This is a genomic window from Cecembia sp., assembly GCF_007126775.1.
Lineage (GTDB): Bacteria > Bacteroidota > Bacteroidia > Cytophagales > Cyclobacteriaceae > Cecembia.
The window spans coordinates 1-23,866 of record NZ_SLAP01000099.1 but is presented as its reverse complement, the minus strand read 5'-3'; the positions used below and the strand labels follow the sequence as shown (position 1 = coordinate 23,866).

Genomic DNA, 23,866 nt, shown 5'->3' with positions numbered 1-23,866 from the left:
ACAAGCCTGGGAAAAATTGTGTGATTTTTACCAGGCCATTGAATAGAATAAGATTTACTCAACAAGTTTTACCTCAATGGCACTGATGCCTTTTGGGGTTTTTTCTGTCAAAAAGGTTACTTTGTCATTTTCTCTGATCTCATCAATACAACCACTCATGTGCACGAATATGCTTTCCTGTGTTTGTTCATCTTTAATGAAACCATAACCTTTAGAGTCATTAAAAAAAGTCACTTTTCCTTTTCTACCGCCTTCTTCTTCGTCCAATTCGCTGGCTTTTGGAGTACCAATATCAATAGTTTCGGGATCAATTTCCTTCTTTTTTTTGTTCGGATCAGGAGGGGTAGAAGTGATATTTCCAAATTCATCTACATAGGCAATCATGTCTTCAAAATCAGTTGACTTGTCTGTGTCAGAATTTCTGGCTTCCCTTTTTTCTTTTTTCTCCTGTTTCTTTTTTGCTCTTTGTTTTTCTTTTTCTTTTTTACTAAATGTTTCTCTCGATCTTGCCATATGGTACAAAATTCTCCTTTTTTACTTTTATTTCCTAATTAATTTCTAAAATGATTGTTGAATTTACAAATATTGGAGGCTTCATTCTCCAGTCTTTTCAAAATATTTTCGGCTCTTTGAAAATATTTTTAGCTTAGTGGGCAAATAGGGAAAATGAAAGAATTGTACCAAATAATAGAAGCGTATCGTCTTTGTATCGCCAATCAACAGAAATCAGCTTTGGCCACGGTGGTTAAGGTGGATGGTTCTGCCTATCGGAGACCGGGTGCAAGGATGTTGGTGACAGAAGAGGGCCAACTTACAGGTGCTATTTCAGGAGGCTGCCTGGAGGGAGATGCCTTGAGGAAAGCACAGGCTGTAATCTTTCAACAAAAATCTATGTTGGTGACATATGATACCACGGATGAAGATGATCAAAAATTCGGTGTTGGCTTGGGTTGCAACGGTATCATACAGGTGCTGATCGAGCCCATCAACGTAGATGATAAAGATAATCCTATTGAACTTTTGATCAAGGCACTTTCAGATAGGAAGCATGCTGTTTTGCTTACTGTATTTTCATTAAAGCGATCAAGAGAGCAGCAAATTGGCACCAAACTTTTGTTCAAAAATGGGAAGTTTTCTGGGGACGAATCCTCTATTCCCCATAGTTTGATGCCGGAAATGGATCAAATGGTGAATTTTTTAGAACAGGAGGGGAAAAACATCATTAAACCTTATCCAAAATTGGATGAGCTCCATGTTTTTTATGAGGTGATCAAAGCCCCTATCCGAATTTTACTTTTTGGAGCAGGAAATGATACCCAGCCTCTCGCTAAGATGGCAGATTTATTGGGCTGGGATCTTTGGTTGATTGATGGGAGAAAACAACAGGCCAGCATATCCAGATTTCCAACAGCCTCAAAAATTTTAATAGGAAGCCCTGAAGAAGTTATGGAGAAATTAGAATGGGACCATCACACTATTGCATTGCTGATGACCCATAATTTTGAATATGAATTTCAGGTAATGAGTAGCATCCATGCTTGGAAACTCCCGTATATTGGTATACTTGGACCCAAAAAGAAAACTGAAAAACTTTTGGATAGACTTGAGAAATCAGGGATTAAACCAAATAGCGCAAATATTTTTGGACCGGTAGGCCTTGATATTGGTGCAGAAGGTTCTGAAGAAATTGCTTTATCCATACTTGCTGAAGTCAATGCAGTTCTTTCAAAAAAATCAGGTACCCATTTGAAGGACAAAATCGGCCCCATCCATGAGGAGAATGAGCATGGATAAAAAGAAAATAGGTGTCGTCATATTAGCAGCGGGAGGTTCCTTACGTTTGGGTGAACCCAAACAATTACTTAATTTCCGCGGAAAGAGTTTGCTTGAAAATGCAATAATGGCAGCTGAAAATTCCGAATGCTGCTGCTTTGTCCTTGTATTGGGAGGGAATGAAGATCTTATAAAAAGAAAATTGAACTTTGGTCAAATTCCATTGATCAGTAATCCGGATTGGGAGAAGGGTATGTCAGGAAGTCTTCAATTGGGACTTTCCTATTTACAGCAATCGAATATACTGGATGCAGTTTTGCTTATGTTAGCAGATCAACCTTATGTGGACCACTTACTTTTAAATCAAATGATCAGGAAATTTTCAATGACAAATAAGGAGATTGTCGCTTGTGCTTATAATGGTACATTGGGAGTTCCCTGCATATTCGGGAAAACCTTTTTTCCAGATTTATTTGCTTTATCTCAGCAAGAAGGAGCTAAAAAAATCATCCAAATCCATAAACAAGAAGCCGCCGTAGTAGAATATCCACTTGCGGCCATCGATATCGATACTTGGGAAGATTATGCAGCACTTTTAAAAATGGAATAATTTCATTTTCTAAGTCTTTCCAATACAGTTTTTACATGATTAACGCTCTGTAAAATATCTTCTGCTGTGGTGAATTTACCTAAGCTAAACCGTATGGATGCCCTTCCCAAGTCATTATTTCTGCCCATTGCTGCCAGTACGTGGGAAGGTTTTGGGGATATACTGGTACATGCAGAACCAGAACTGACGGCTATCTTTTTATTAATGGACCGGAGCAGGTCCTCCCCTTCTACCCCATCAAAAGCAATATTACTTACATGCGGCAACCGGTTTTCTTGAGATCCATTCAGGTAAACTCCTTCCAGTCCGAGCAATTCATTTTCTAAAATATCTCTTAAAATCCCTAATTTCGCAGCGTCTTCTAACATGGATTTACTTTGGATTTCGGCAGCACGTCCCATTCCTATTATACCGGGAACATTGAGTGTCCCGCTTCTGAATCCTTTTTCATGTCCACCACCTTCCAGTATTGGCAAAGGTTTTGGAAGATGGTGGTTATGTCTGATGTACAGTGCCCCTACTCCTTTTGGTCCATAAAATTTATGTGCAGATAATGCCATTAAATGAATACCTGCTAAGTCTACCGGTATCTTTCCAGCTGCCTGTACAGCATCAGTAAAGAAAATGATACCGTTTTCTTTGGCGATTTTCGCGATATCTTTTATTGGGTTAATCACTCCGGTTTCATTATTTGCCCACATCAGGGCAATCATTTTAGTATGCTCCTGAATATGGCTCTTGAGGGTTTCAAGGTCGATACAGCCCTTTTCATCAACAGGTAAAAGTGTTACTTCAGCCCCAGCTTTCTCAATGGCTTCAAGGGTATCTAGAACAGCTTTATGCTCGGTTTGGCAACTGATATAATGTTGCTTTTCTCCTTTAAAGAATGCAAAAGTACCTTTGATGGCCAGATTAATGGCTTCTGTTGCCCCCGATGTGAAGACAATTTCTTTACTTTTTGCCCCAATCAATCCGGCAACTTGTTCCCGTGCATTTTCCACTGCATCTTCAGCTATCCAACCGAATGGATGGGCCTTACTTGCTGCATTGCCGTAATGTTGGGAAAAAAAGGGAAGCATGGCTTCTACCACTTCAGGTAAACAGGGTGTAGTGGCGTTATAATCCAAATAGATGGGATAATTCATTGGCTTAAAATTTCAAAAACAAGGTAAGTGCTAAGATTTAATGTCACAAATGAAAATGAATCTTTGGCTAATTTGGGTATATTTGATCATGCAGGAATACTGGAAATTAAATATCATTGATTCAGTTTCAGGCAATGATCCAAAATCTTTGCTTTTACAATTGATGCAGGATAACGCTAAAAATATAGGCATATTTTTGTCTTATTATTTCAAAAAGCAAGGCGCAGTGGTAGAAAATGTGATTGTCCAAGGCGACCCATTTTTTCGAGAGGAAAATTCAGGTTCGATAAGGGTAGCATTCGATTTGATTTTTTATAACGCATGCCTTAATATTCACGAAAAGGAGAAAGATCAAATGGAACTTGATTTTGACCTACAAATTCCAAAATCCCAAATTATTTTAACAGGTCCTTATTGGCCTGAAAGAGAAATGGATGAGATCTGAATTAAAAAACCCTTGACGAAAGTCAAGGGTTTCAGGTGATAGGTTTTTAAGCAACTTATGTCCGTCTGATTTGAAGTTTGATATCAGAAAACTCTTTTTGTTCTATAAATGGCTGGCTTCTCAGTCTCCTGCCTGTCGCCGCAAAGATAGCATTGGCAATAGCACCTCCTGTAGGTGGTAATGCAGGTTCTCCCAATCCAGTAGGGTCATATCCACTATCAACATAATGTACTTCAATTTCAGGTACTTCCTTCATTCTGATAAGCCTATATGAATCAAAGTTTCTCTGTTTAGGAAGTCCATTTTCAAAGGTCATATTGGTAAACATAGCATGTCCCATACCATCTACTATACCACCCCTTACCTGATGGTTGGCACCGGTAGGATGCACGACAATTCCACAATCTGTTGCGGCGGTTATTTTTTTCAATACCGGTTGTCCACCTTCCATCACTATATCTGCTACTTGGGCCACATAAGATCTGTGGGAGAAATATACGCTAAAGCCCTGCATGGTATCTTTGCTTTTACCCCAATTGGACTTTTCGGCAGCTGTTTCGATTACACCACGCATGCGCTCAATATCATAATGTATCTCTCCAACTGGGTTCTTTTTGGCACGGTCAAGCAATTCTAATCTTAGGGCAACAGGATCTTTTTTAGCGGCGATTGCCACTTCATCCAAGAAAGACTGTTCGGCATAAGCCAGGAAGTTGGTAATTGGCGCCCTCCAAGCATTAGTGGTAATCGGCGAGCGGTGTTCTATATTTTCAATAAGCAGGTTATCTACTGATCCAGATGGAAAATTGTTTTCACGGGTTGAATTACCGGCATTGATGCCTGCTCCCCTCAATTTATATCCAATCATGTTGCCATTTTCATCCAATGCTGCTTGGAACCTGTATCGAACCGCCGGCCTATATGCACCTCCGGTCATATCATCTTCTCTGGTCCAGGAAACTTTTACCGGTTTGTCAAGTATTTTGGATAATTCAGCTGCTTCCACAACAAAATCAGCCCTTAACCTCCTGCCAAACCCACCTCCTAATCTGGTGATATCTACGGTGATGTTCTCTTTTGGAATCCCCAATAATTGGGAAGTTTCCATCCTCGCTCTATCAGGTGTTTGTGTTGGCCCTATTAGTTCAACTTTATCGCCATTCACATGGGCGAAAAAGTTTTGAGGTTCCATCGGTGAATGGGAAAGAAATGGACATTGGTATTCGCTGCTAATTACCTGTGCAGCATTTTTGAATGCATTTTCCACATCTCCATCCTTTCTCATAACCTGGGCACTTTTGCTGTCCAGCATTTCTTTCATGATGCGGTCATGATCAAAACTGCTTTCCACTGCTCCATCTGGCTCGTATTCCACCCTTAGTTGCCTTTTGGCCTTAATCAAAGGCCAGGTGGAATTTCCCACCACGGCGACGTTGTTTTTAAATACAACCACATCTGTAACACCGGGAACAGATCTTGCGGCAGAATCATCGACAGACTTTATTTTCATACCAAAGGGTGGTCTTTGAATCATCGCGTTCACCATCCCCTCCCTGTAGACATCAAGTCCATACAGCGGCTGACCGGTAAACATTTCCCTATTCTTTACATTTTTAACAGGGGTACCAATTATTTTAAAATCCTTTGGATCTTTTAAACTGACATCATCTGGCGCATTGAGTTTCGCAGCATCCGCAGCCAATTCTCCAAATTCAAATTTTTGTTTGCCATTTTGGTAGATCTTTCCCTCTTTGGCTTCTAGTTCATTTGCGGATACGCCAAGTTTCTCCCCTGCTGCGCTTAAAAGTAAATATCTAGCAGTAGCACCGGCTTTCCTAAGTCTTTCCCAAGAATGCGGCATGGCACCTGAGCCACCGGTTAATTGACGGTCGTATTTATCATTGTCCAAAGGGGCTTGGAAAACCCTTACCCTTGACCAATCGGCATCCAATTCTTCCGCCACGATCATGGGAAATGAAGTTATAATATTTTGACCAAGTTCTGGGTTTGGAGAATAAATTACGATATCACCTGATGGTGATATGGAAAGGAAAGCGTTAAAGTCCAAAGCCTGGGATAAAACTTCATCATCTGTCAGGACCTGCATTTTAGGTGAGTCACAGCCTGACCAGTAAAAACCGATGAATAAGCCACCTGTAGCAGTTGCAGCTACTTTAAGAAAATCTCTTCTATTTGTTTTTATTAGCTTTTCCATATTATTTCAGTTTTGCAGCTTGAGCAACAGCCTCTCTGATTTTATGATAAGTACCACACCTACAAAGGTTCCTGTTCATAGCATTTTCGATTTCTTCCAAGGTAGGTTTGGGGTTTTTTTTCAAAAACGCCGCAGCATTCATAATCTGACCTGCCTGACAATATCCACATTGGGCCACATCCACATCCTCCCAAGCTTTTTGCACGGGATGATCACCGTCTTTGGACAATCCTTCTATTGTAGTAACTTCATCACTTCCAACACTGGATACAGGCAGAGTACAAGAATAAGAAGCTTCACCATTGATGTGAACCATACAGGCCCCACACTGGGCAATCCCACAGGAATATTTTGTACCTACCAGTCCAAGGTGATCCCGCAATACCCATAACAAGGGAGTGTCTTCCTCTACATCAACATCATAATTACTTCCGTTGATTTTAAGATTAAATTTGGCCATATGATAAAACGTTGATTTATAGGTCTCAATTTAATTAAAATTTTAGCATTTTTTGACGTTTAAGCATAGAATTTGATAGGTATTTTGATGAACAGTAATTGAATAATGTAAGTGGAAATAATTTTTACAGAATCTTCGTTATATTGCTAGACTCAAAATAGACCGAAATACGTATGATCACCCAAAGCTCCAAATATTCATCCGATAGACAACTATTGTATAAAGAATTAAAACGAAATTATTCGGTTTTAAGAAATTTCATATACAGAAAAATTTCTTTTGTGAAGAATATTTTGTTTTGTACGTTTTTTTATAATAAAAATTTTGAAAATGATTTTTTTATGTATTATTTCGATTGTGCAGAAAGCACAGACCGAACTCTAAAAGAACCTATGGACACGCTGAAGAACGTATGGAAAATGACCTTTACAATGGTCTTCCTTTTGGCGGTAATTGCCTCTATTTCATTATTGCATATCAGTTATTACAGTCCTGATGGGGCTGCTATCATTGAATCTGTTGGCTATATAGATACATCAAATGATGATAATAATTATGTAACCAATGAAACATTAAATTTTGAAAATAAAGATGTGATCGATGAATCAGGGATATTATCCATGCAGTCCAATGCGGTACAGTCTTTCATTTTTCTAGATAATTTAACAAGATCTCAGATGATATTAACCCATTTGGCCATCGCGGTTTTGTGCTTACTCATTGCAACTAAATTTCAGATCGATACAAAAATTTATGAATTCTTTCATAAAAACGAAGAAGGAGTAGTTTCATTTGATAGTTATGAGCTTGAAGTTACCCATCACATTACCAGTTACACAGGAATTATTTTTAAAGCAGTAGGCATTTCCTGTATTTTTTTAGCACTTTTTGCATATGTATTTTAAATAGACCGAATTAAAATTAAGTATTGTTTTTTCTGACTGACGTTTGATTTTTTATATGAAAGTAAAAACCTGCACTCAATAGAGGCAGGTTTTTTTATTTTTAAAAGTATAATGACTTAAACCCTGCTTTATTGGATTGACTTTTAAATTTCAAAAGTTGCTCCTATCTTTAATCACCGATTTACATTTTATCAAACCAAAATACCTATGACAAAAATAATCAACGCTGCTATTGTTGGAACCGGTTTTATAGGACCAGCCCACTTGGAAGCACTGAGGCGATTACCGAATATTGAAGTAAAGGCTCTCTGTGAAGTCGATATTGAGCTGGCCAAAGAGAAAGCGGCCACGCTTGGAATCCCAAAAGCCTATACTTTTGAAGAAATGCTTGGGGACCCTTCAATTGATGTAGTACATATCTGTACTCCAAATTTTTTACATTTTTCGCAGTCAAAGGAAGCATTGCTTGCGGGAAAGCACGTGGTTTGTGAAAAGCCACTTGCTACAAAAATTGAAGAAGCAAAGGAATTGGTCTCCTTAGCCAAAGAAAAGGGATTGGTCAATGCCGTACATTTTAATTTGAGGTATTACCCCATGGTACGCCAAATGAAGAACATGAGGGAAAAAGGTGAACTGGGTGATATTTATAGCATTATGGGTTCCTACCTTCAGGACTGGTTGTTTTTACAAACAGATTACAACTGGCGATTGGAACCGGATAAATCAGGTGATTCAAGGGCTATTGCCGATATAGGTTCCCATCTCTTAGACCTTACAGAATATGTCACAGGCCTTCAGGTAACTGAGGTGATGGCCGATTTCTCCACGGTACACAAAACCCGACTTAAGCCACTCAAAGCAATAGAAACCTACTCAGGTAAAATGCTTCAGGAATCAGATTATGAAGAAGTTCCAATCAATACGGAAGATCATGCTACCGTAATGCTTCGCTTTGACAACGGAAATAAAGGGTCTGTAACTGTATCTCAGGTAAATGCCGGGAGAAAGAATCGCTTAAATATTGAGATAGCAGGTTCTAAATCGAATTTTGAATGGTGTTCAGAAAAGCCAAACGAATTGTGGATAGGTAAAAGAGAAAAGGCCAATCAGCACTTAATGAAGGATCCTTCCCTTTTCCACAAAGAAGCAGCTGGACTGATCAGCTTTCCTGGAGGTCACAATGAAGGCTTTCCAGATACCTCAAAACAAATGTTCAAAGAGGTGTATGCTGCTGTAAGAGAGGGAAAGCAACCTGATAAACCAAGTTTCCCAACTTTTGAAGATGGTTACAGAGAGTTATTGATCTGTGAGCGGATAATTGAAAGTCACAGAAAGCAGGCTTGGGTAAAAATTTGATCTCAAGATCTCATACTAATTTGATTGTATACCACCCATGAACACTGTCATGTGGTGGTATTTTTTTATTTTTGCCACTAAACTTCAACAGATCAATTGAGCTTTCCTTATGCTTCCTTCGACTTGCCAATAGTGCAGGCCATCCCAGAAGTCCAGTCCTTGCTGAAGACCAACAATACCCTGATTCTCCATGCCCCACCTGGAGCAGGGAAAAGTACCCTATTACCATTGACTTTATTGGAAGAAACTTTCTTGCGAGGGAAAAAAGTCCTGATGTTAGAACCACGAAGATTGGCTGCCAAGTCTATTGCATTTAGAATGGCCGAACTTTTAGGAGAGGAAATTGGAAAGACTGTAGGTTACAGGATCAGATTTGAAAGTGTTTTGTCTTCAACAACCAGGTTAGAAGTACTTACCGAAGGAATACTGACCAGGATTATGCAGCATGACAATGCATTGGAAGAAGTTGGTTTAGTAATTTTTGATGAATTTCACGAAAGGAGTATCCATGCTGATTTGGCAATGGCCCTTTGTAGGCAAGTCCAAGAATTTCTTAGACCGGATTTAAGAATATTGATCATGTCTGCAACCTTGGACATGCCTCAGCTCGCCGATTTACTCGGCGCCAAAACCCTACGAACTGAAGGAAGGATTTATCCGGTATCTGTTCATTATAAGGGAGATTACGATCCATGGATCATGCATGAGTTTGTAGCAAAAGCGGTGATTGAAGCTGCCAAAAATCACAATGGTGATATTTTGGTTTTTTTACCCGGGCAAGGTGAAATCAGGAAAACGGTGGAAATTTTGAAATCCAGGCTTCCCACTTTTTTGATTTATCCTCTTTATGGTCAACTCAGTGCAATGGCCCAGCAACAAGCTTTGAGGCCCAATAAACAAGGGAAAAGAAAAGTGGTGATTTCGACGGCAATTGCAGAGACCAGTTTGACCATTGAAGGGGTATCCATTGTAATCGATGCAGGATATAGCAGGATATCCAAATTCAATCCCCGGTCCGGCATGAACAGGCTTGAAACTGTGAGGGTAACCTTGGATGCAGCAGATCAACGTGCCGGAAGGGCTGGCAGATTAGGGCCCGGCACCTGTTATCGGTTGTGGTCCAAAGCTACCCATTCCAATTTAGAGGCATTTAGAGTTCCTGAAATATTGGAAGCAGACCTAAGTTCCTTGGTTTTGGATTTGGCAAATTGGGGTGTTAGGGATATACTTTCATTGACCTGGTTGTCTCCTCCGCCTTTAGGAGCCAGCAAACAGGCCCAGGACTTGCTGGAAGAAATGGGTGCATTGGAAGCAGGGAAAATTACTGGTCATGGTCGGGCTGTTCATCGCATACCTGCACATCCAAGGATAGCGCATATGCTTTTGACTGCAAAGGCTCATGGCAACTTGGGGCTTGCCACCGACATTGCGGCTTTGCTTGAAGAAAAAGATCCTTTGGGAACTGATGCAGGAGTGGATATTAACCTGCGGCTTGAAGCCTTGAGAAGGGCAAGAAAGGAATCTTTATCCATCAAAGGTCTCCAAAAGATCGAAAAAGCAGCCAAACAATTCAGGAAATTATTTGATTCAGAACCGGATAACAACCCCTTTGATCCTTTCGAAACAGGCCTCCTGATAGCCTCAGCTTACCCGGAGAGGATAGCTTGTTCCAAACCTGGGAATAATGCCAGGTTCCAACTGGCAAATGGTAGATTGGCCATGTTTTCTCATAAGGATGATTTGGCCAATGAATCTTGGTTGGCCATATCCCATATCGATGAAAGAGACAATGTGGGTAAAATTTTCATGGCTTCTCCCATGAATCCCAAGGACCTGGTTCCTTTTCTCAAGGAAAAAAGAGTTATACAATGGGATCTGAAAAAAGGTGGCTTAATTGCCCAAAAAACCTTGTCCATAGGAGGAATTGTGCTAAGATCTGAACCATTATCGGAATTTTCTGACGAAGAGAAATTAAAAGCTATAAGCCATGCTATCCGCTCTCAAGGGGAAAAGCTTTTGAACTTTTCAGAAGAGGTAATTCAATTTTGTAACAGGGTATGCAGCCTGAGGATTTGGAACCAAGACGAGGATTGGCCTGATTATCATATCCCTTTCTTATTGCAACAAAATGAAACCTGGCTTGGCCCATATGTCCAACAAGTAAAGAAAAATGAAGATCTAAATAAACTTGACTTAAAGTCAATTTTATTTCATCAACTTAATTATGGGCAACAAGAAGTATTGGATAGCCTGGCGCCAGAAAGGATAAAGGTGCCAAGTGGTACAGCGATTAAAGTCAATTATGGCAAAGATGGAGAAGTACCTGTTTTGGCGGTAAGGTTGCAGGAAATTTTTGGGATGCTTGAAACTCCGAGGATCAATGCTGGAAAGACTCCACTCCTATTGCATCTGCTTTCACCAGGATTTAAGCCCGTTCAGGTGACTTCCGACTTGAGAAGTTTTTGGCAAAAAACTTATTTTGAGGTGAAAAAGGATTTGAAAAGAAGATATCCCAAGCATGCTTGGCCAGAAAATCCTTTGGAAGCACAAGCCATTCGCGGTGTACCCAAGAATAGATGATATAAAATCGTTATTACAGATTTTCCAAGTAATCCAATAAATTGATAAAACTGGCCAAGGTGAATGGGGTTACTTGCTTTTCATTCAACATATTAAGATACAGTTTTTTGGTCTTCTCGTAATTTTCAGGATTGAAAAGCTTACAGAGCGTAATGCCCCTTGCGGATTTGTATGTGAAATTTTGAGTAACAATAGGGCTTGATGGATCCTCATTAAAATATTTTTCCAATGCTTTTCCGGAAGCATATTTATCTAAAAATTTAAATCCTTTTTTAACGAGAAACTCCTCCACCATTCGGATCACTTGATCAATTTCCAGGTCATTCTCAACTAAAAATCTTCTGGGCATTTTATCATCGATATTATCCATAGTTTCTACCAAAGAAATGCTTCTTTCTTTGTAATCGCCTAAGGAAGGTAAAAAACGATGCACAATTTGCTCTACTTTTTCTATTCTGATTCCAAGATGATACTCGAGGTAGGAAACTTCCTCGTGTTGGGTATGATGAAAAAACACCATCTGCCTGCCCTGAAGAGTTTTCTTGACGTAATACAGGGAGCGGTTGTCCAAACTGAATCCAAAATCAGCCAGGAAATCCTCATGGAGTAAGATGACATTTTTAAATTCCATATCTTTTTTAACTTAAAAAGAATCAATAAAGTTGCTTTTTACTCAGCCAAAATCTCTTTTATTTCATTTATAATCTCTTGAGCTTCAATTGATTTTACCTGAAAGTCTCCTTCATTTGGGTTGCTGTTATGACTGAAATGATTCCAATGTTTTTCAGCTTTTCTTAGGATTCTTGGGCTGATATTGAATTCCTCTGTGTCCAAAAAACTCTTGGCCAAGAGAGAAGCCTTGAAATTTCCGAAAAGATAAATCCTAAAAATATCGACAAATTTTTCAGATAAATCAAAGTTTTCCAACATTTCTACCAGACCACCATTATGATGTTGGTTTTTTTTATCATGTATAACCTCCAAAAGTATATCCAGTGCTTCTTGTCTCCTTTCCATCTTGCTTAAAGCCCTTGCAGCCAGGTAGGAATTCTCTATATCGTTGTCTTTGAGAATATCAAGAAGCCTTTGCATTACCTCTTCTGAGTTGATCTTCGCCAATTTATCAGCAAATAGATAGGCATCGGATTCATCCTTATCACAAAGTTTCAGAAAAAGGTTGTTGATTTCTTCAGACATGGTTTCTTTGAAGTTGCTATATTTGAACAAAAATAAGTCCAAATTAAATTATTTAGTAGAAAAGATTGATGGATTTTCAAATATTAGATGATGAATGGACTGTTTCATTTTTCAACTTTTTGAAAAGCAAAGGGTTGGATTTTACCTATTTTCCCAAAAAGAGGAAAATAAAATTTTTGAATGATTTAGATGAGCCATTATTTTCAATCAGATTATCCACCCAATTAAAGTTTGATATCCAAAAAAATGAACTGGCTTTAGAGGAATTCAGCAACTATCTTCTTATACTTATTCGATCAGGTATAGGATCGGTGGGATTTGTGCAAAATAGAGATTTACTGCATCACAAAGTATTCAGAGCTTATATGGTGCGAAAAAAGCAAGGAAAGAGCCAGGTAAAATATCTAAAAACAAAAGGAAAATCCAGGGCTGGTTCTAGAATAAGATTACATGCTACTTTGGAGTTTTTTCAGGATATTACCAAAAGAGTAAATCAACATTTGGAAAATTATGCAGTGGATCAAATTGGATTGAGCTGTTCTGAAACGCTCATCCCTTACCTTTTCGGTGAAAATGAAAGTTTGAATTTGAACAAAAAAGATCCAAGAATTTTTAAAATACCCAAACACGTAGGCTCCCCTACTTTGGAAATGCTATATTCCGTAAAAGAATTTGTTGAGAAGAATGAACTGTTTATCATGGAACAGGGTAAATACCTGTTTCAGTCCTTCATGGATGGAAAAAACATCCAATCAGACGAAGAGGATTCCGAAGATTGGTAATATTTGGTACAATAATTGAACAGGGGTCAGTTCATTCGATTTCTTAAAAATTTAAATTAACCTTTTCATGAGATTACCCATTATTTTTAAGGTTGTGGGCCTTGTTTTCTTACAGTCAATTGTGTTGGTGCAAATGTCTTGGGCACAGCGTTATGCTACTGCTGTTGGACTGCGCTTGGGAAGTAATGATGTCAGTAGGACGGTTGGGATTACAGCCAGACAACGGATTATCCAACGTTTGACGGTAGAAGGGATTATTCAAAGTGATTTCAACAAAAACACTACGGCACACATTCTTATGGCGAATCATAGGCCAATCATATCAAAAAGATTCAACTATTATTATGGAGCAGGAGTTTCCTTTGGAAGGGAGGAAAGTTTTGTCAAACAAAGAGAAACCAAAGAGATTATCCATACCTATGGCAATGCCACCATGGGTATGGATTTTATTGGTGGAATAGAATTGACAGTGGCCAATACAGTAGTTTCCTTAGATTACAAGCCCAATATCAACCTTGCAGGCAGGGAAGAATTTTTCAGAGGACAAGTGGGAATTTCAGTACGGACTGTTCTGGTAAAAAGTAAGGAACAGGATAAAAAGTGGAGAAAGAAAAAAAGAGCAAAAAGGCGCGCCAACAGAACACCCATTGGTGAAAAGTTAAATAATACGTTCAATTTTAGATCAAATTAATTCCTCTTGTAACGTAGCATTTTTTCGTAGTTATTTTTTTAAATCGCCTTAGCACCTAAAAAGAGGGTGAAAAATTCCATTCGAATAAATGAGGATAGAAATTTGATTTTTTAATTTTATATTCATTCCATAAGAATATAAACGCAAACTATGAAAAAACTGTATTTACCAATTATTCTGTTTCTTTTGTTTTTTTCCGGTAGCCTTTTGGCTCAGGAAAAAACTGTATTGGAACAGCTTGAAGAAATTGCCATTGTCGACCAAAAGGTAATGATGCCCATGCGTGATGGGATAAGACTGGCAACAGACATTTACAGGCCAAAAACCGATCAGCCTGTTCCCATTATATTTTCCAGAACGCCCTATAACTTCAACTCCTACAGAGACGGAGAATTGGTGACAAGGACTTTGCAGTCAGCATTAGAAGCAGTGAAAAGAGGTTATGCCTACGTCGTTCAGAATGAAAGGGGCAGATTTTTTTCAGAAGGAGAATGGGATATTTTGGGAGTCCCTCTTACGGATGGCTACGATGCTTTCGAGTGGATGTCCAACCAATCTTGGAGCAATGGGAAGATAGGGACCATTGGATGCTCTTCTACCGCTGAATGGCAAATGGCAGTGGCCTCTTTGAACCACCCTGCTCATACCGCTCTGGTTCCTCAGGGATTTGGTGCCGGAGTTGGTAGAATTGGTAATTATTACGAACAGGGCAATTGGTATCGCGGAGGAGCAGGCCAAATGCTTTTCACTGCATGGCTTTATGGAACCCAACATGACCCTCTTGCCCCAAAGCTGCCTGTTGGAATTGAGCAAAATGATCTTTTAAGGTTACAGCGTTTTTATGATATGGCTCCACGCTACCCACGCGTTGATTGGTCGGAAGGACTTGCCCATTTACCCGTACAGGATATTCTCCGTAATGCGAATGGTCCAATGGGGATTTATGAGGAGATGATCACTAGAAAACCAAATGACCCAAAATGGTTTGAAGGAGGTTTATTTCATGATGATATGGATTTTGAAAAACCTGCTTTTTGGTTTGTGTCCTGGTACGATGTGGCTTCCAGTCCTAATCTTGCCATGTACAACCATATTATCGCCAACGCAAAAGAACAAAAAACCAAGGATAATCAATTCTTAATCATTGGACCTACGCTACACTGTGCCTTTCTTAGGGCTACAGAAAATACCATTGTAGGGGAAAGAAGTGTAGGGGATGCAAGGCTTCCAGATACGGAAGTAACCTATAAGTGGTTTGATTATTGGCTGAAAGGCCAGGACAATGGCATCCTTGAAACCATGCCGAAGGTTCAATATTTTACAATGGGTATCAATAAATGGCAGAGTGCCGATACTTGGCCCCCCAAAGAAGCCAGGATGGAAACCTTCTTCTTGGACAGTAAGGGCAATGCAAATTCCAGATTAGGAGATGGGGTACTGTCGAAAAAAAGACCTGGAAGGGATAATCCAGATAGTTTTAAATATGATCCTTTGGATCCGGTTAATTCCTATGGTGGGAATGTTTGCTGTACTGGAAATGCTGTTCAGGGCGGATCTTTTGATCAGCAGGAAATGGAATTAAGAGAAGATATTCTGGTTTACACCTCTGAGCCTTTAGCGGAAGGTATTGAGGTAAGTGGATTTATCGAGTCAAGGCTTTATCTTTCTTCAGATGTGAAAGATACAGATATTACCATCAAAATAATTGATGTTTACCCAGATGGCAGGGCATATAACCTTGATGAAACCATTCAGCGTGTAAGGTACAGGGAAGGATATGAGAAAGAGGTATTCATGGAAAAAGGGAAAGTATATGAGGTCAATATGACCCCTATGTCTACTTCCAATTATTTCGAAAAAGGACATCGCATCAGGATAGAAGTTTCTTCATCCAATTTCCCGAGGTTTGATCGAAACATGAATACGGGAGGAAATAATTACGATGAAACGGAAGGGGTAGTAGCAACAAATGTGATTCACCATTCCAGCAGGTATCCAAGTAGTATTTCATTACCTATAGTAAGGAAATGATTGGATTTACTTTCAGAATATAACTGATTATGCCCTTTGATAAAATCGAAGGGCATATTTTTTTATGTAACTAAAAACCGATAAAGAAATAAAGCATAGTCGCTGCCAAAGTATAACCGATTAAAAAAGAAAAGAATATCGGTGTAGAAAGTGAAAATTTCAGATACTCGGGAACATTCTTGTGGTGATTGAAATGACTGATCTTCCTAAGGTATTTTTCCGGAAATACAGCCAAAATCAGCAGTCCGTAAAACAGGGTCATCAAAAGCAATGAAAAGAGTGTTTCCATATAACGCAAATGTTATACAAATATAACATAATGGAATACATTTCCTTGTATATGTTAAGAATTTTTTACCAAACCAGAGGAGGGGATAATAATAACTTAACTTTAAAAATAAAGAATCTTTTTTTCCTTCTTAAAAGTGGGAGGAAAGATAAAAAAAGGATTCTGGACTGGTTCAATTACTTACCTTTCTATATATAGCTCCACCCTTCTATTGATTTCGCGACCTTCTTGGGTATTATTATTTGCCAAAGGTTTTGTACCTCCCCAGCCTGAAGTCCTAATCCTTTCGAAATCAATGCCCTTCATTGCCAAATAGGTACGGATCTTTGAAGCCCTTTTGATGGATAATTCCTTATTCAGCCCGGGATCACCAAGATTATCTGTATGACCTTCCAATCTGATGGTAATGTCTTCATTTTCTTTCATAAAAAGGACCAGCCTGTCCAGTTCCAGTAAAGTTCTGTTATCTGCGAATTCAGAAGTGCCACGGGTAAACTGTATATTTCTTAAAACCAAACTTGCCCCGCTGTCAGCAGGGTCCAAATAAAGGATATCATTTTCTAATTCCTGCCATTCACCAAGACTGAGACCTACTGGCAAATAGCCTTTGGCTAAAACCATGATGTGTTTCCAGTCCCAAGTTTCAAAAGCCACTCTCATTTCCTCCTGGGTTTTCAATTCTTTTATAAAAGAATTATTGTCCGATACCGTAAGCTTGTAGGAAATAGCCTCTCCAGTCTGACGATCCAGAACCTTAACTTCATGTAAATCCAGTTTTTGAAAGTCGGCTTTTTCAATGGTGTTCAACTCAGGGCTTTCACTGTTATCAGACAAAGAAGGATTTTTTACTGTTTCTTCTGTTAAGGGAATTATATCGGCTTTAGACGGGTCAGTCTTTTCCTCTGGCAGCTTGGTTTGACCTAATTTTGGTTGCATAGAGACCAAGTTTTCCGGTTCATTTCGATTGCCTGTCTCATTTAGGGTGATGTTAGAGCTATTTTGCTGTTCTGGTGCTATTGCAGATTCTATGGAATCCAGGTCATCCAATTTAGCTTCCAATTCGACCAAAGGTATATTTTCAAAGTCAATCAGTACAAAATCTCCCAGTCCTTCTGAATTGGCGGTAGTGGTAAAGATCGCCATATTTTCCTGTGGAAAAATTTTCGCATACCCAGACTCTGAACCAATGCTGTTGGCTGAACTGATTTCTACCGGCTTTGTCCAGTTTTGCCAGGAATCATCCAGCCTTTGGCTATAAAAAATATTTTTCCCTCTTCCATCTGCACTTGCATTGGTAGAGAAATACAAAGTGCGCATATCCCCGGTAAGAAAAGGCGTTTGTTCCTGCGCATAAGAATTAATGTTTGAACCAAGATTGACCGGTGAGGACCAGAAATTTTCATTTTCTTTGAAACTCACATAAATATCTTCATTGCCGTAGCTGCCAAATGATTTCATTGACATGATAATTACTTCACCGTTTTCCGAAAGTCTGCCGCTAAAATGCCCGCCTTCATTTTTAAAATTCCCCATTTGGAGGGGCCGGAGGTAATTCCAACTGTCTCCAAACCGGTTGTAAATGTGGATTCCCTGCGATTTTTGCTGCCCATCATGGTAAACCATGACGGTGATCGGGTCTGGAAAACCAATGACTACATCATTTCCCGTGGTAGAGAGTGATTTTACCCTTTGGGGCTTTGTCCAGTCTCCATTACCTGTCATTTCACTCATCCAAATATCTCCTGAATCTGTTTGTCCTCCCGTATTTTCAGGGTGGTAACCCACAGAAAAAAACAAGGGGCCAAACGGAGAAAGTACTGCATGGCTCTCGTTATAAGGCGAATTTATATTGGTCAGCGGGCGCAAATTTTGGGCGGTACTTTCCATAAAAACGGAAAAAGCAAGCAGTAATAAGCTGCTTGCTTTCCAAATGGTCATTTTTTCAATCATTTCATTGATCCATTACGATTGCAAACACTAGGGGTGCTACGATGGTCGCATCTGATTCAATGATAAATTTTGGGGTGTCAAGTCCTAACTTTCCCCAGGTTATTTTCTCATTGGGAACTGCACCGGAATAAGAGCCATATGAGGTAGTCGAATCAGATATCTGACAGAAATACCCCCACAAAGGTACATTATCTCGTTGAAGGTCCTGATGCAACATCGGTACCACACAAATAGGGAAATCACCTGCAATACCCCCTCCTATCTGGAAGAATCCTACGGTACTATTATCGGTAGCATTTTGCGTATACCATTCTGCCAAGAACATCATGTACTGAATGCCGCTTTTAACGGTATGTACATTTTTGATGTCTCCGGAGATGACATGTCCTGCATACATATTTCCCAAGGTGGAATCTTCCCAACCAGGCACAATAATCGGAAGGTTCTTTTTAGCAGCTTCCAATAACCAGGAGTTTTTAGGGTCAATTTGAAAGGATTCATCCAGTTTTCCGGAAAGAAGTATCTTATAAAAGAATTCATGCGGGAAAAAACTTTCTCCAGCCTGATCCGCTTTTACCCACTCTTCCAGGATGACATTTTCAATCCTTCTCATCGCCTCCATCTCAGGGATACAGGTATCAGTAACCCTATTCATATGTCGGTCTAGCAAATCCTGTTCCTGTTCTGGCGAAAGTTCTCTATAATTTGGAATTCTTTCATAATAATTATGTGCTACGAGGTTAAATACATCTTCTTCCAGATTGGCACCGGTACAGGAAATGATATGTACTTTATCCTGTCTGATCATTTCAGCTAGAGAGATTCCCAGTTCGGCGGTTGACATGGCACCTGCTAGGGTGATCATCATTTTGCCCTCATTATCCAGATGTGTTTTATAACCCTCTGCAGCATCAATCAGGGCAGCAGCATTGAAATGTCTGTAATTATGTTTTAAGAATTCGGTAATTTTCATTGCTTTTACTTTTTATTGACGAGAAGCAAAAGTATTAATTTATCTATCATGAAAAAAGCCCTGTATTAACAGGGCTTTTTCTTACTATATTTATATAAAGCTTATTTTTCTGTTGATTTCATTTCAGAATACTTCTTATTGAGGCCTTCAATCACATCATTGGTAATATCCAAAGACTTTTTGGAATACCAAATGGCCCCCCCTCTTGTGTAAGACAAAATCAATTCAAAATCTTTTTCTTCTGCATATTGAGTAAGGAATTCCTGAACCCTATCATACACATCGGTATAAAGCTTGGCTTCATCTGCAGAAAGTTCCTGCATCAGATTATCCCTGTAGGTCATCAGGTTTCTTTCTTTTTTCATCAATTCTTCCTGCTTGGCTCTTTGTTGGTTCATGGTCATGGAACCTGCAGTTTGCTCAAAGTTGGCAACCTCTTGCTCAAAACCTCTTGCTCTACTACCCAATTCGCTTTCAAATTTTCTACCCTTTTCTGTAATTTCTTCCGATTTTTCAATGTAAAAATCAAACTTAGAAATTACGGAATCAGTAAGTACATAGGCCACTTTCAGGTCTGTTATACTTACTTCAACAGCTCCATCTTCGGAACTTTGGGTACTCCCGGTTTCGCCTTTTTGGTTACAAGAGGAGAAGGTGAATGCTGCAACACCTAAAAAACCTAATACTTTAGCTAATTTTTTCACGTTATCTGACTTATTTTTAACTTGCCGCAAATATAAGCAAAGTATCGAAACCACAAATTTTAAGCAGATTTCCAAATGTTAATTTCAGTTAATCTCTTTTCTTGTCTTGGTCGATTTGCCCTTTGAATACGACTGCCTGACCAAAAAACGATAAACCTGCAAAAATTACCGCCAAGGCCATGGTTCCCAATCCAAACCAGTGTAAAAAGGAATTTTCAGTGATTTTGAGAATGATGGACTCACCCAAAAGACTGAGCCCAAAGCCAATCAAAAGAATTCCAGAAACAGCGTAAACAAGCCACTTCTTTCTTAATTTTTTATCCATAGTTTCAGAAATATATGTCCTGTGCTAAACGGTAAGTATTGGCGTGCGCCTCTATAATTTGGCTGATTTTGTGGGAATATCCACCCCCCATACAGCACATAATGGGTATTTGATGCCGTTTTGCAGTATCCAGTACCTTTTTATCCCTTTCTTTACAACCTTGAATACTTAAGCCCAAACGGCCCAATTTATCAGATTGCAATACATCTACCCCAGATTGGTAAATAATGAAGTCGGGTTCTACTTTGTCCATAAGTGGTTCCAGATGCACATCTAAAAGTGCAAGGTAAGCCTCATCGTCAATTTGATCCTGCAAGCCAATGTCCAAATCGGACTTTTCCTTATGCATAGGATAGTTGGAGGCTCCATGCATGCTAAATGTAAATACCCTGCTTTCTGATCTAAAGATTTCTGCAGTACCGTTTCCTTGATGAACATCCAAATCTACCACCAATACTTTTTGCACCAGATTATTTCCCAAAAGGTAATTGGCTGAAATAGCAATATCATTGAGCAAGCAAAAGCCTTCTCCCCTATCAGAAAAGGCATGATGTGTACCCCCCGCAATATTCATTGCTATTCCATATTCCAATGCATAAAGTGAAGCCTGCACTGAGCCATGCATAATATGTATTTCACGTTCCACAAGTTCCATACTTAGAGGAAACCCTGTTTTTCTTATTTCAGATTTACTGAGGGCAAGGTTTTCCAATTTTTTCACATACTCCGATTTATGGGTATTGAGGATCCATTCTCTTGAAAGGGCCTCAGGAGAAAAGAAATTGCTGTTGGAAACCGTTCCTTCATAAAGTAACTGCTCGGGCAAAAGGTTGTATTTTTCCATAGGAAACCTATGTCCTTCTGGTAATGGATGCGCATACTTGGGAGACCAGGCAATTTTTAACATGGCATAAAAAAGGCTTGTTGAAGTAACAAGCCAATATAAAATTTGTTATTAAGCTTACTAAAAGGTATACATTGATTTATACATCCTCTTCTTCCTCGGATTGAAAACTGTATAAGGTATCATCCAAAATCAAAGTATCTTCATTAAAATCTTTGACAAATTTTGAAATAACCTTTTCATCGATGTATTCTACGTTCAATGCGGCATCCAATCCAACCCCATAATCGTGATTGGTGTCTACATCAATGAACTCCTGCACCTTGACAGTTTCCTCCTCTTCAATTTCCATGATAATCTCGGTAATGAACCAGCCAATTTCTTCTTCTTGACTTGTCAATGGCTTTAGGTTGCCCTCCTCGTCCTCTTCGTAATCGATGGCCTTAAAGTTGGGAAATTTTTTGGCCGCCTCATGCTCTGCCAGTTCATAAACTTCAGAAGAATGATGCAGTCGCAATGTATATAAGGCCGCATCATAGATCACTTCCCGGCCTTCATACATACCGATAAAGAAAAAATTCACAAATTCATCGGAATTTTCTTCTGAAGGAGCGATTTTAAACATTTTCCCCGTGACCTGAAGTTCTTTTTTCAAGGATTCGATGACATCAGGAATAAATCCTTCGTTAGGATATTTCATACACTATTAAAATATTGACCAAGCTAACATACATTACAATTATTTAATTTGAAAACAGAAATTTAATCCTGTTTAACAAAAACATATAGAATTAACTCACATTCAATTAATTAATATAGTCAAAAGATGGAAATAAAAAAAAATATGGAGCTAATTCATCAATTTTTGAAATCTGAAGAGGGTGAACAGCTGGATTTTAAGCAAAGTATCAACAAAAGCCCAAGAATTGCCAAAACTTTGGTGGCATTTGCAAATACCCAAGGAGGAAAGATTTTAGTGGGGGTATCTGACAATAAAAAAATCATGGGTATTGACCCGGAAGAGGAAATGTACATGATCAACAAAGCGAACAGGGAATATTGCGTGCCTCCTGTACATTGTACATATGAAATATTCGAAATCGATTATCTAGGAGATCAGGAGTTGGAAGAGGAAATATACATTCTTGTAGTAAATGTATCAAAATCCACAAAGCAACATGCTTTCAGGGGACATGATGGTAAGCTTCTGCCATATCAGCGTATTGCAGATATGACCAAACCCATATAGATTTTTCTTAGCGCCGGTTTTCCCCCAAAGAAACACCCAAAAGGGAATTGACAAGGCCAAGAACCAGGCCAAATAATAAGGCCCACCAAAAACCATCTACAGAAAAACCTGGGACGATAGCAGCAGCTATCAAAATCAGGATGGCATTTATAGCCAATAAAAATAACCCTAATGTAAGAACCGTTATAGGGATTGTAAGAAGAATTAACAGGGGTTTTACTGTAATATTCAACAAGGCAATCAGTGCTGCTATAACCAGTGCCGTTAAAAATGATTCCACATGCACCCCGGGTATTATGTACTGGGCAATCAAAACTGCTACAGCAGCCAGTAACAGTTGTAAAAGGATATTCAAAGCTTCGCTGGATTTGCTCATAAAAATATATTTTTGTTTTTTTCTCGAAATGACATACCAAATATAAAAGCTAAAGGCCAAAATCGTAATAATTTGAACAGATATTTCCTACCTGTGGTTTAAATATTGTGGTTCTACCATTATCTTTGTCCTATTACTTATTTTAAATTAATTACAGTGATTTTAATTATCTTCTTCTTGTTGCATTGGTATTTCTCCTTGTTTTGCCAAAGTTTCTTTCTACACAGGTATGCGGCGCATCAAATGTTTTCAATGACAAAATTCTGGGAAAGGTTCTTCTATGTTTTTACATGGATCTGTCAGGGGAGTTCCTATCTCTCCCCCAGGGCATATGCAATTCTGCACCGAATGCACCATGCTTACAGTGATACACCAAAAGATCCCCACAGTCCACATCACACGGAAAATCTTTTTACCATGATGTGGAAAACCAAAAACATTTATAATGATTATTTCACATTTAAATTAAAACCTGAGAAAAGGTTCTCCAAGGATGTTCCCGATTGGAATAAGTTCGATTTGTTGGCCGACTCTATGGCCTCTCGCTTTGGTTGGGGCATTTTTTATGTTTTAGTTTATATTTTGAGCATTTCTGTGTTTGAGTTGGCAGGCACACATTGGTGGATGTATTTCTTATTACCTATACACTTTATGATGGGGCCTGTTCATGGTGCCATTGTCAATTGGTCAGGCCATAAATATGGATATGCGAATTTTGATAACAATGACAAATCCAAAAACAGCCTTCTTTTAGACGTGTTAATGTTGGGTGAACTGTTTCAGAATAATCACCATAAATTACCAAATAGGCCAAATTTTGCAGTCAAATGGTATGAATTTGACCCCACCTATCCCATAGTCAAACTCCTTCACGCAACTGGAATCATAAAAATGCGAACCAGTTAGATAACCAATAAAAAAAAAAGGCCTGCATCTGCAGGCCTTTTTTTTTTAAATTTTTTATCT

General features: G+C 39.0%; 25 protein-coding genes. 11 read left to right on the top strand and 14 right to left on the bottom strand.

The window, feature by feature from the left end:
* Nucleotides 1-54: 54 nt before the first annotated feature.
* Nucleotides 55-513 (bottom strand): cold shock domain-containing protein, encoded by a 459-nt coding sequence (locus QZT73_RS06315; RefSeq protein ID WP_291787229.1) that lies wholly within the window; start codon nucleotides 511-513, stop codon nucleotides 55-57.
* Nucleotides 514-666: 153 nt separating this feature from the next.
* Between QZT73_RS06315 and QZT73_RS06310 the strand changes: the two genes are divergently transcribed.
* Complete coding sequence (locus QZT73_RS06310) at nucleotides 667-1,794, top strand: XdhC/CoxI family protein (RefSeq protein ID WP_291787227.1); 1,128 nt, start codon at nucleotides 667-669, stop codon at nucleotides 1,792-1,794.
* A complete protein-coding gene (locus QZT73_RS06305) occupies nucleotides 1,772-2,383 on the top strand; it encodes a nucleotidyltransferase family protein (RefSeq protein ID WP_291787225.1) in 612 nt (203 codons plus the stop codon). Before QZT73_RS06310 ends, QZT73_RS06305 begins: the two co-directional genes overlap by 23 nt.
* 2 nt (nucleotides 2,384-2,385) lie before the next feature.
* Here QZT73_RS06305 and QZT73_RS06300 read toward each other — a convergent pair whose 3' ends face one another.
* Nucleotides 2,386-3,528: a cysteine desulfurase family protein gene (locus tag QZT73_RS06300; RefSeq protein ID WP_291787223.1), complete on the bottom strand. Its 1,143-nt coding sequence runs from the start codon at nucleotides 3,526-3,528 to the stop codon at nucleotides 2,386-2,388.
* A 55-nt stretch (nucleotides 3,529-3,583) separates the two neighbouring features.
* Between QZT73_RS06300 and QZT73_RS06295 the strand changes: the two genes are divergently transcribed.
* On the top strand, nucleotides 3,584-3,973 hold the full coding sequence (locus tag QZT73_RS06295; protein ID WP_291787221.1) for a hypothetical protein: 390 nt from the start codon (nucleotides 3,584-3,586) through the stop codon (nucleotides 3,971-3,973).
* A 55-nt stretch (nucleotides 3,974-4,028) separates the two neighbouring features.
* Here QZT73_RS06295 and QZT73_RS06290 read toward each other — a convergent pair whose 3' ends face one another.
* Nucleotides 4,029-6,188 (bottom strand): molybdopterin cofactor-binding domain-containing protein, encoded by a 2,160-nt coding sequence (locus QZT73_RS06290; RefSeq protein WP_291787219.1) that lies wholly within the window; start codon nucleotides 6,186-6,188, stop codon nucleotides 4,029-4,031.
* 1 nt (nucleotide 6,189) lies between these two features.
* A complete protein-coding gene (locus QZT73_RS06285) occupies nucleotides 6,190-6,648 on the bottom strand; it encodes a (2Fe-2S)-binding protein (RefSeq protein WP_291787216.1) in 459 nt (152 codons plus the stop codon).
* 341 nt (nucleotides 6,649-6,989) lie between these two features.
* Here QZT73_RS06285 and QZT73_RS06280 point away from each other — a divergent pair, with 341 nt between their 5' ends.
* From QZT73_RS06280 to hrpB, 3 genes are all read left to right on the top strand, one after another.
* Nucleotides 6,990-7,553 carry a hypothetical protein gene (locus tag QZT73_RS06280; protein WP_291784789.1) on the top strand — a complete coding sequence of 188 codons (564 nt, stop codon included), beginning with the start codon at nucleotides 6,990-6,992 and terminating at the stop codon, nucleotides 7,551-7,553.
* A 207-nt stretch (nucleotides 7,554-7,760) separates the two neighbouring features.
* Nucleotides 7,761-8,909, top strand: coding sequence for a Gfo/Idh/MocA family oxidoreductase (locus tag QZT73_RS06275; RefSeq protein ID WP_291784791.1), 1,149 nt, complete (start codon nucleotides 7,761-7,763; stop codon nucleotides 8,907-8,909).
* Nucleotides 8,910-9,005: 96 nt separating this feature from the next.
* Nucleotides 9,006-11,489 (top strand): ATP-dependent helicase HrpB, encoded by a 2,484-nt coding sequence (gene hrpB, locus QZT73_RS06270; protein ID WP_291787214.1) that lies wholly within the window; start codon nucleotides 9,006-9,008, stop codon nucleotides 11,487-11,489.
* A 13-nt stretch (nucleotides 11,490-11,502) separates the two neighbouring features.
* On the opposite strand, the gene QZT73_RS06265 is transcribed toward hrpB, so the two are convergent.
* The gene (locus tag QZT73_RS06265) at nucleotides 11,503-12,120 is read right to left on the bottom strand and encodes a hypothetical protein (protein WP_291784795.1); all 618 of its coding nucleotides are present in this window, start codon (nucleotides 12,118-12,120) and stop codon (nucleotides 11,503-11,505) included.
* 38 nt (nucleotides 12,121-12,158) lie between these two features.
* Nucleotides 12,159-12,686, bottom strand: coding sequence for a HEAT repeat domain-containing protein (locus QZT73_RS06260; protein WP_291784797.1), 528 nt, complete (start codon nucleotides 12,684-12,686; stop codon nucleotides 12,159-12,161).
* Nucleotides 12,687-12,754: 68 nt separating this feature from the next.
* Here QZT73_RS06260 and QZT73_RS06255 point away from each other — a divergent pair, with 68 nt between their 5' ends.
* From QZT73_RS06255 to QZT73_RS06245, 3 genes are all read left to right on the top strand, one after another.
* Nucleotides 12,755-13,468: a hypothetical protein gene (locus QZT73_RS06255; RefSeq protein WP_291787211.1), complete on the top strand. Its 714-nt coding sequence runs from the start codon at nucleotides 12,755-12,757 to the stop codon at nucleotides 13,466-13,468.
* 67 nt (nucleotides 13,469-13,535) lie between these two features.
* Nucleotides 13,536-14,159 (top strand): hypothetical protein, encoded by a 624-nt coding sequence (locus QZT73_RS06250; protein WP_291787208.1) that lies wholly within the window; start codon nucleotides 13,536-13,538, stop codon nucleotides 14,157-14,159.
* 150 nt (nucleotides 14,160-14,309) lie between these two features.
* Nucleotides 14,310-16,190 (top strand): CocE/NonD family hydrolase, encoded by a 1,881-nt coding sequence (locus QZT73_RS06245; protein ID WP_291787206.1) that lies wholly within the window; start codon nucleotides 14,310-14,312, stop codon nucleotides 16,188-16,190.
* A 70-nt stretch (nucleotides 16,191-16,260) separates the two neighbouring features.
* On the opposite strand, the gene QZT73_RS06240 is transcribed toward QZT73_RS06245, so the two are convergent.
* The 7 genes from QZT73_RS06240 to QZT73_RS06210 form a co-directional block, all read right to left on the bottom strand.
* Nucleotides 16,261-16,479: a hypothetical protein gene (locus QZT73_RS06240; RefSeq protein ID WP_291780963.1), complete on the bottom strand. Its 219-nt coding sequence runs from the start codon at nucleotides 16,477-16,479 to the stop codon at nucleotides 16,261-16,263.
* 180 nt (nucleotides 16,480-16,659) lie between these two features.
* Entirely contained in the window at nucleotides 16,660-18,417 is a 1,758-nt protein-coding gene (locus tag QZT73_RS06235) for an OmpA family protein (RefSeq protein WP_291787202.1), read from the bottom strand.
* Between the two features lie 13 nt (nucleotides 18,418-18,430).
* Nucleotides 18,431-19,402 carry a deoxyhypusine synthase family protein gene (locus QZT73_RS06230; RefSeq protein ID WP_291781688.1) on the bottom strand — a complete coding sequence of 324 codons (972 nt, stop codon included), beginning with the start codon at nucleotides 19,400-19,402 and terminating at the stop codon, nucleotides 18,431-18,433.
* Nucleotides 19,403-19,503: 101 nt separating this feature from the next.
* A complete protein-coding gene (locus QZT73_RS06225; RefSeq protein ID WP_291781691.1) occupies nucleotides 19,504-20,106 on the bottom strand; it encodes an OmpH family outer membrane protein in 603 nt (200 codons plus the stop codon).
* Nucleotides 20,107-20,194: 88 nt separating this feature from the next.
* On the bottom strand, nucleotides 20,195-20,431 hold the full coding sequence (locus QZT73_RS06220; protein WP_291781693.1) for a hypothetical protein: 237 nt from the start codon (nucleotides 20,429-20,431) through the stop codon (nucleotides 20,195-20,197).
* Nucleotides 20,432-20,435: 4 nt separating this feature from the next.
* Nucleotides 20,436-21,338: a histone deacetylase gene (locus tag QZT73_RS06215; protein WP_291781695.1), complete on the bottom strand. Its 903-nt coding sequence runs from the start codon at nucleotides 21,336-21,338 to the stop codon at nucleotides 20,436-20,438.
* Nucleotides 21,339-21,414: 76 nt separating this feature from the next.
* Nucleotides 21,415-21,975 (bottom strand): hypothetical protein, encoded by a 561-nt coding sequence (locus QZT73_RS06210; protein WP_291787200.1) that lies wholly within the window; start codon nucleotides 21,973-21,975, stop codon nucleotides 21,415-21,417.
* Nucleotides 21,976-22,101: 126 nt separating this feature from the next.
* Between QZT73_RS06210 and QZT73_RS06205 the strand changes: the two genes are divergently transcribed.
* Nucleotides 22,102-22,524: an ATP-binding protein gene (locus QZT73_RS06205; RefSeq protein WP_291787197.1), complete on the top strand. Its 423-nt coding sequence runs from the start codon at nucleotides 22,102-22,104 to the stop codon at nucleotides 22,522-22,524.
* A gap of 7 nt (nucleotides 22,525-22,531) precedes the next feature.
* Here the strand turns inward: QZT73_RS06205 and QZT73_RS06200 are convergent, their stop codons facing one another.
* Nucleotides 22,532-22,900, bottom strand: a complete 369-nt coding sequence (locus QZT73_RS06200) for a phage holin family protein (RefSeq protein WP_291781814.1) — start codon at nucleotides 22,898-22,900, stop codon at nucleotides 22,532-22,534.
* Between the two features lie 156 nt (nucleotides 22,901-23,056).
* Between QZT73_RS06200 and QZT73_RS06195 the strand changes: the two genes are divergently transcribed.
* Nucleotides 23,057-23,806: an acyl-CoA desaturase gene (locus tag QZT73_RS06195; RefSeq protein WP_291781817.1), complete on the top strand. Its 750-nt coding sequence runs from the start codon at nucleotides 23,057-23,059 to the stop codon at nucleotides 23,804-23,806.
* The last annotated feature ends 60 nt before the right edge of the window (nucleotides 23,807-23,866 follow it).

Coding starts and splice junctions, on each gene's coding strand:
- QZT73_RS06315 (WP_291787229.1), bottom strand. CDS start 513: ATGGCAAGATCGAGAGAAACATTTAGTAAAAAAGAAAAAGAAAAACAA.
- QZT73_RS06310 (WP_291787227.1), top strand. CDS start 667: ATGAAAGAATTGTACCAAATAATAGAAGCGTATCGTCTTTGTATCGCC.
- QZT73_RS06305 (WP_291787225.1), top strand. CDS start 1,772: ATGAGGAGAATGAGCATGGATAAAAAGAAAATAGGTGTCGTCATATTA.
- QZT73_RS06300 (WP_291787223.1), bottom strand. CDS start 3,528: ATGAATTATCCCATCTATTTGGATTATAACGCCACTACACCCTGTTTA.
- QZT73_RS06295 (WP_291787221.1), top strand. CDS start 3,584: ATGAATCTTTGGCTAATTTGGGTATATTTGATCATGCAGGAATACTGG.
- QZT73_RS06290 (WP_291787219.1), bottom strand. CDS start 6,188: ATGGAAAAGCTAATAAAAACAAATAGAAGAGATTTTCTTAAAGTAGCT.
- QZT73_RS06285 (WP_291787216.1), bottom strand. CDS start 6,648: ATGGCCAAATTTAATCTTAAAATCAACGGAAGTAATTATGATGTTGAT.
- QZT73_RS06280 (WP_291784789.1), top strand. CDS start 6,990: ATGTATTATTTCGATTGTGCAGAAAGCACAGACCGAACTCTAAAAGAA.
- QZT73_RS06275 (WP_291784791.1), top strand. CDS start 7,761: ATGACAAAAATAATCAACGCTGCTATTGTTGGAACCGGTTTTATAGGA.
- QZT73_RS06265 (WP_291784795.1), bottom strand. CDS start 12,120: ATGGAATTTAAAAATGTCATCTTACTCCATGAGGATTTCCTGGCTGAT.
- QZT73_RS06260 (WP_291784797.1), bottom strand. CDS start 12,686: ATGTCTGAAGAAATCAACAACCTTTTTCTGAAACTTTGTGATAAGGAT.
- QZT73_RS06255 (WP_291787211.1), top strand. CDS start 12,755: ATGGATTTTCAAATATTAGATGATGAATGGACTGTTTCATTTTTCAAC.
- QZT73_RS06250 (WP_291787208.1), top strand. CDS start 13,536: ATGAGATTACCCATTATTTTTAAGGTTGTGGGCCTTGTTTTCTTACAG.
- QZT73_RS06245 (WP_291787206.1), top strand. CDS start 14,310: ATGAAAAAACTGTATTTACCAATTATTCTGTTTCTTTTGTTTTTTTCC.
- QZT73_RS06240 (WP_291780963.1), bottom strand. CDS start 16,479: ATGGAAACACTCTTTTCATTGCTTTTGATGACCCTGTTTTACGGACTG.
- QZT73_RS06235 (WP_291787202.1), bottom strand. CDS start 18,417: ATGACCATTTGGAAAGCAAGCAGCTTATTACTGCTTGCTTTTTCCGTT.
- QZT73_RS06230 (WP_291781688.1), bottom strand. CDS start 19,402: ATGAAAATTACCGAATTCTTAAAACATAATTACAGACATTTCAATGCT.
- QZT73_RS06220 (WP_291781693.1), bottom strand. CDS start 20,431: ATGGATAAAAAATTAAGAAAGAAGTGGCTTGTTTACGCTGTTTCTGGA.
- QZT73_RS06215 (WP_291781695.1), bottom strand. CDS start 21,338: ATGTTAAAAATTGCCTGGTCTCCCAAGTATGCGCATCCATTACCAGAA.
- QZT73_RS06210 (WP_291787200.1), bottom strand. CDS start 21,975: ATGAAATATCCTAACGAAGGATTTATTCCTGATGTCATCGAATCCTTG.
- QZT73_RS06205 (WP_291787197.1), top strand. CDS start 22,102: ATGGAAATAAAAAAAAATATGGAGCTAATTCATCAATTTTTGAAATCT.
- QZT73_RS06200 (WP_291781814.1), bottom strand. CDS start 22,900: ATGAGCAAATCCAGCGAAGCTTTGAATATCCTTTTACAACTGTTACTG.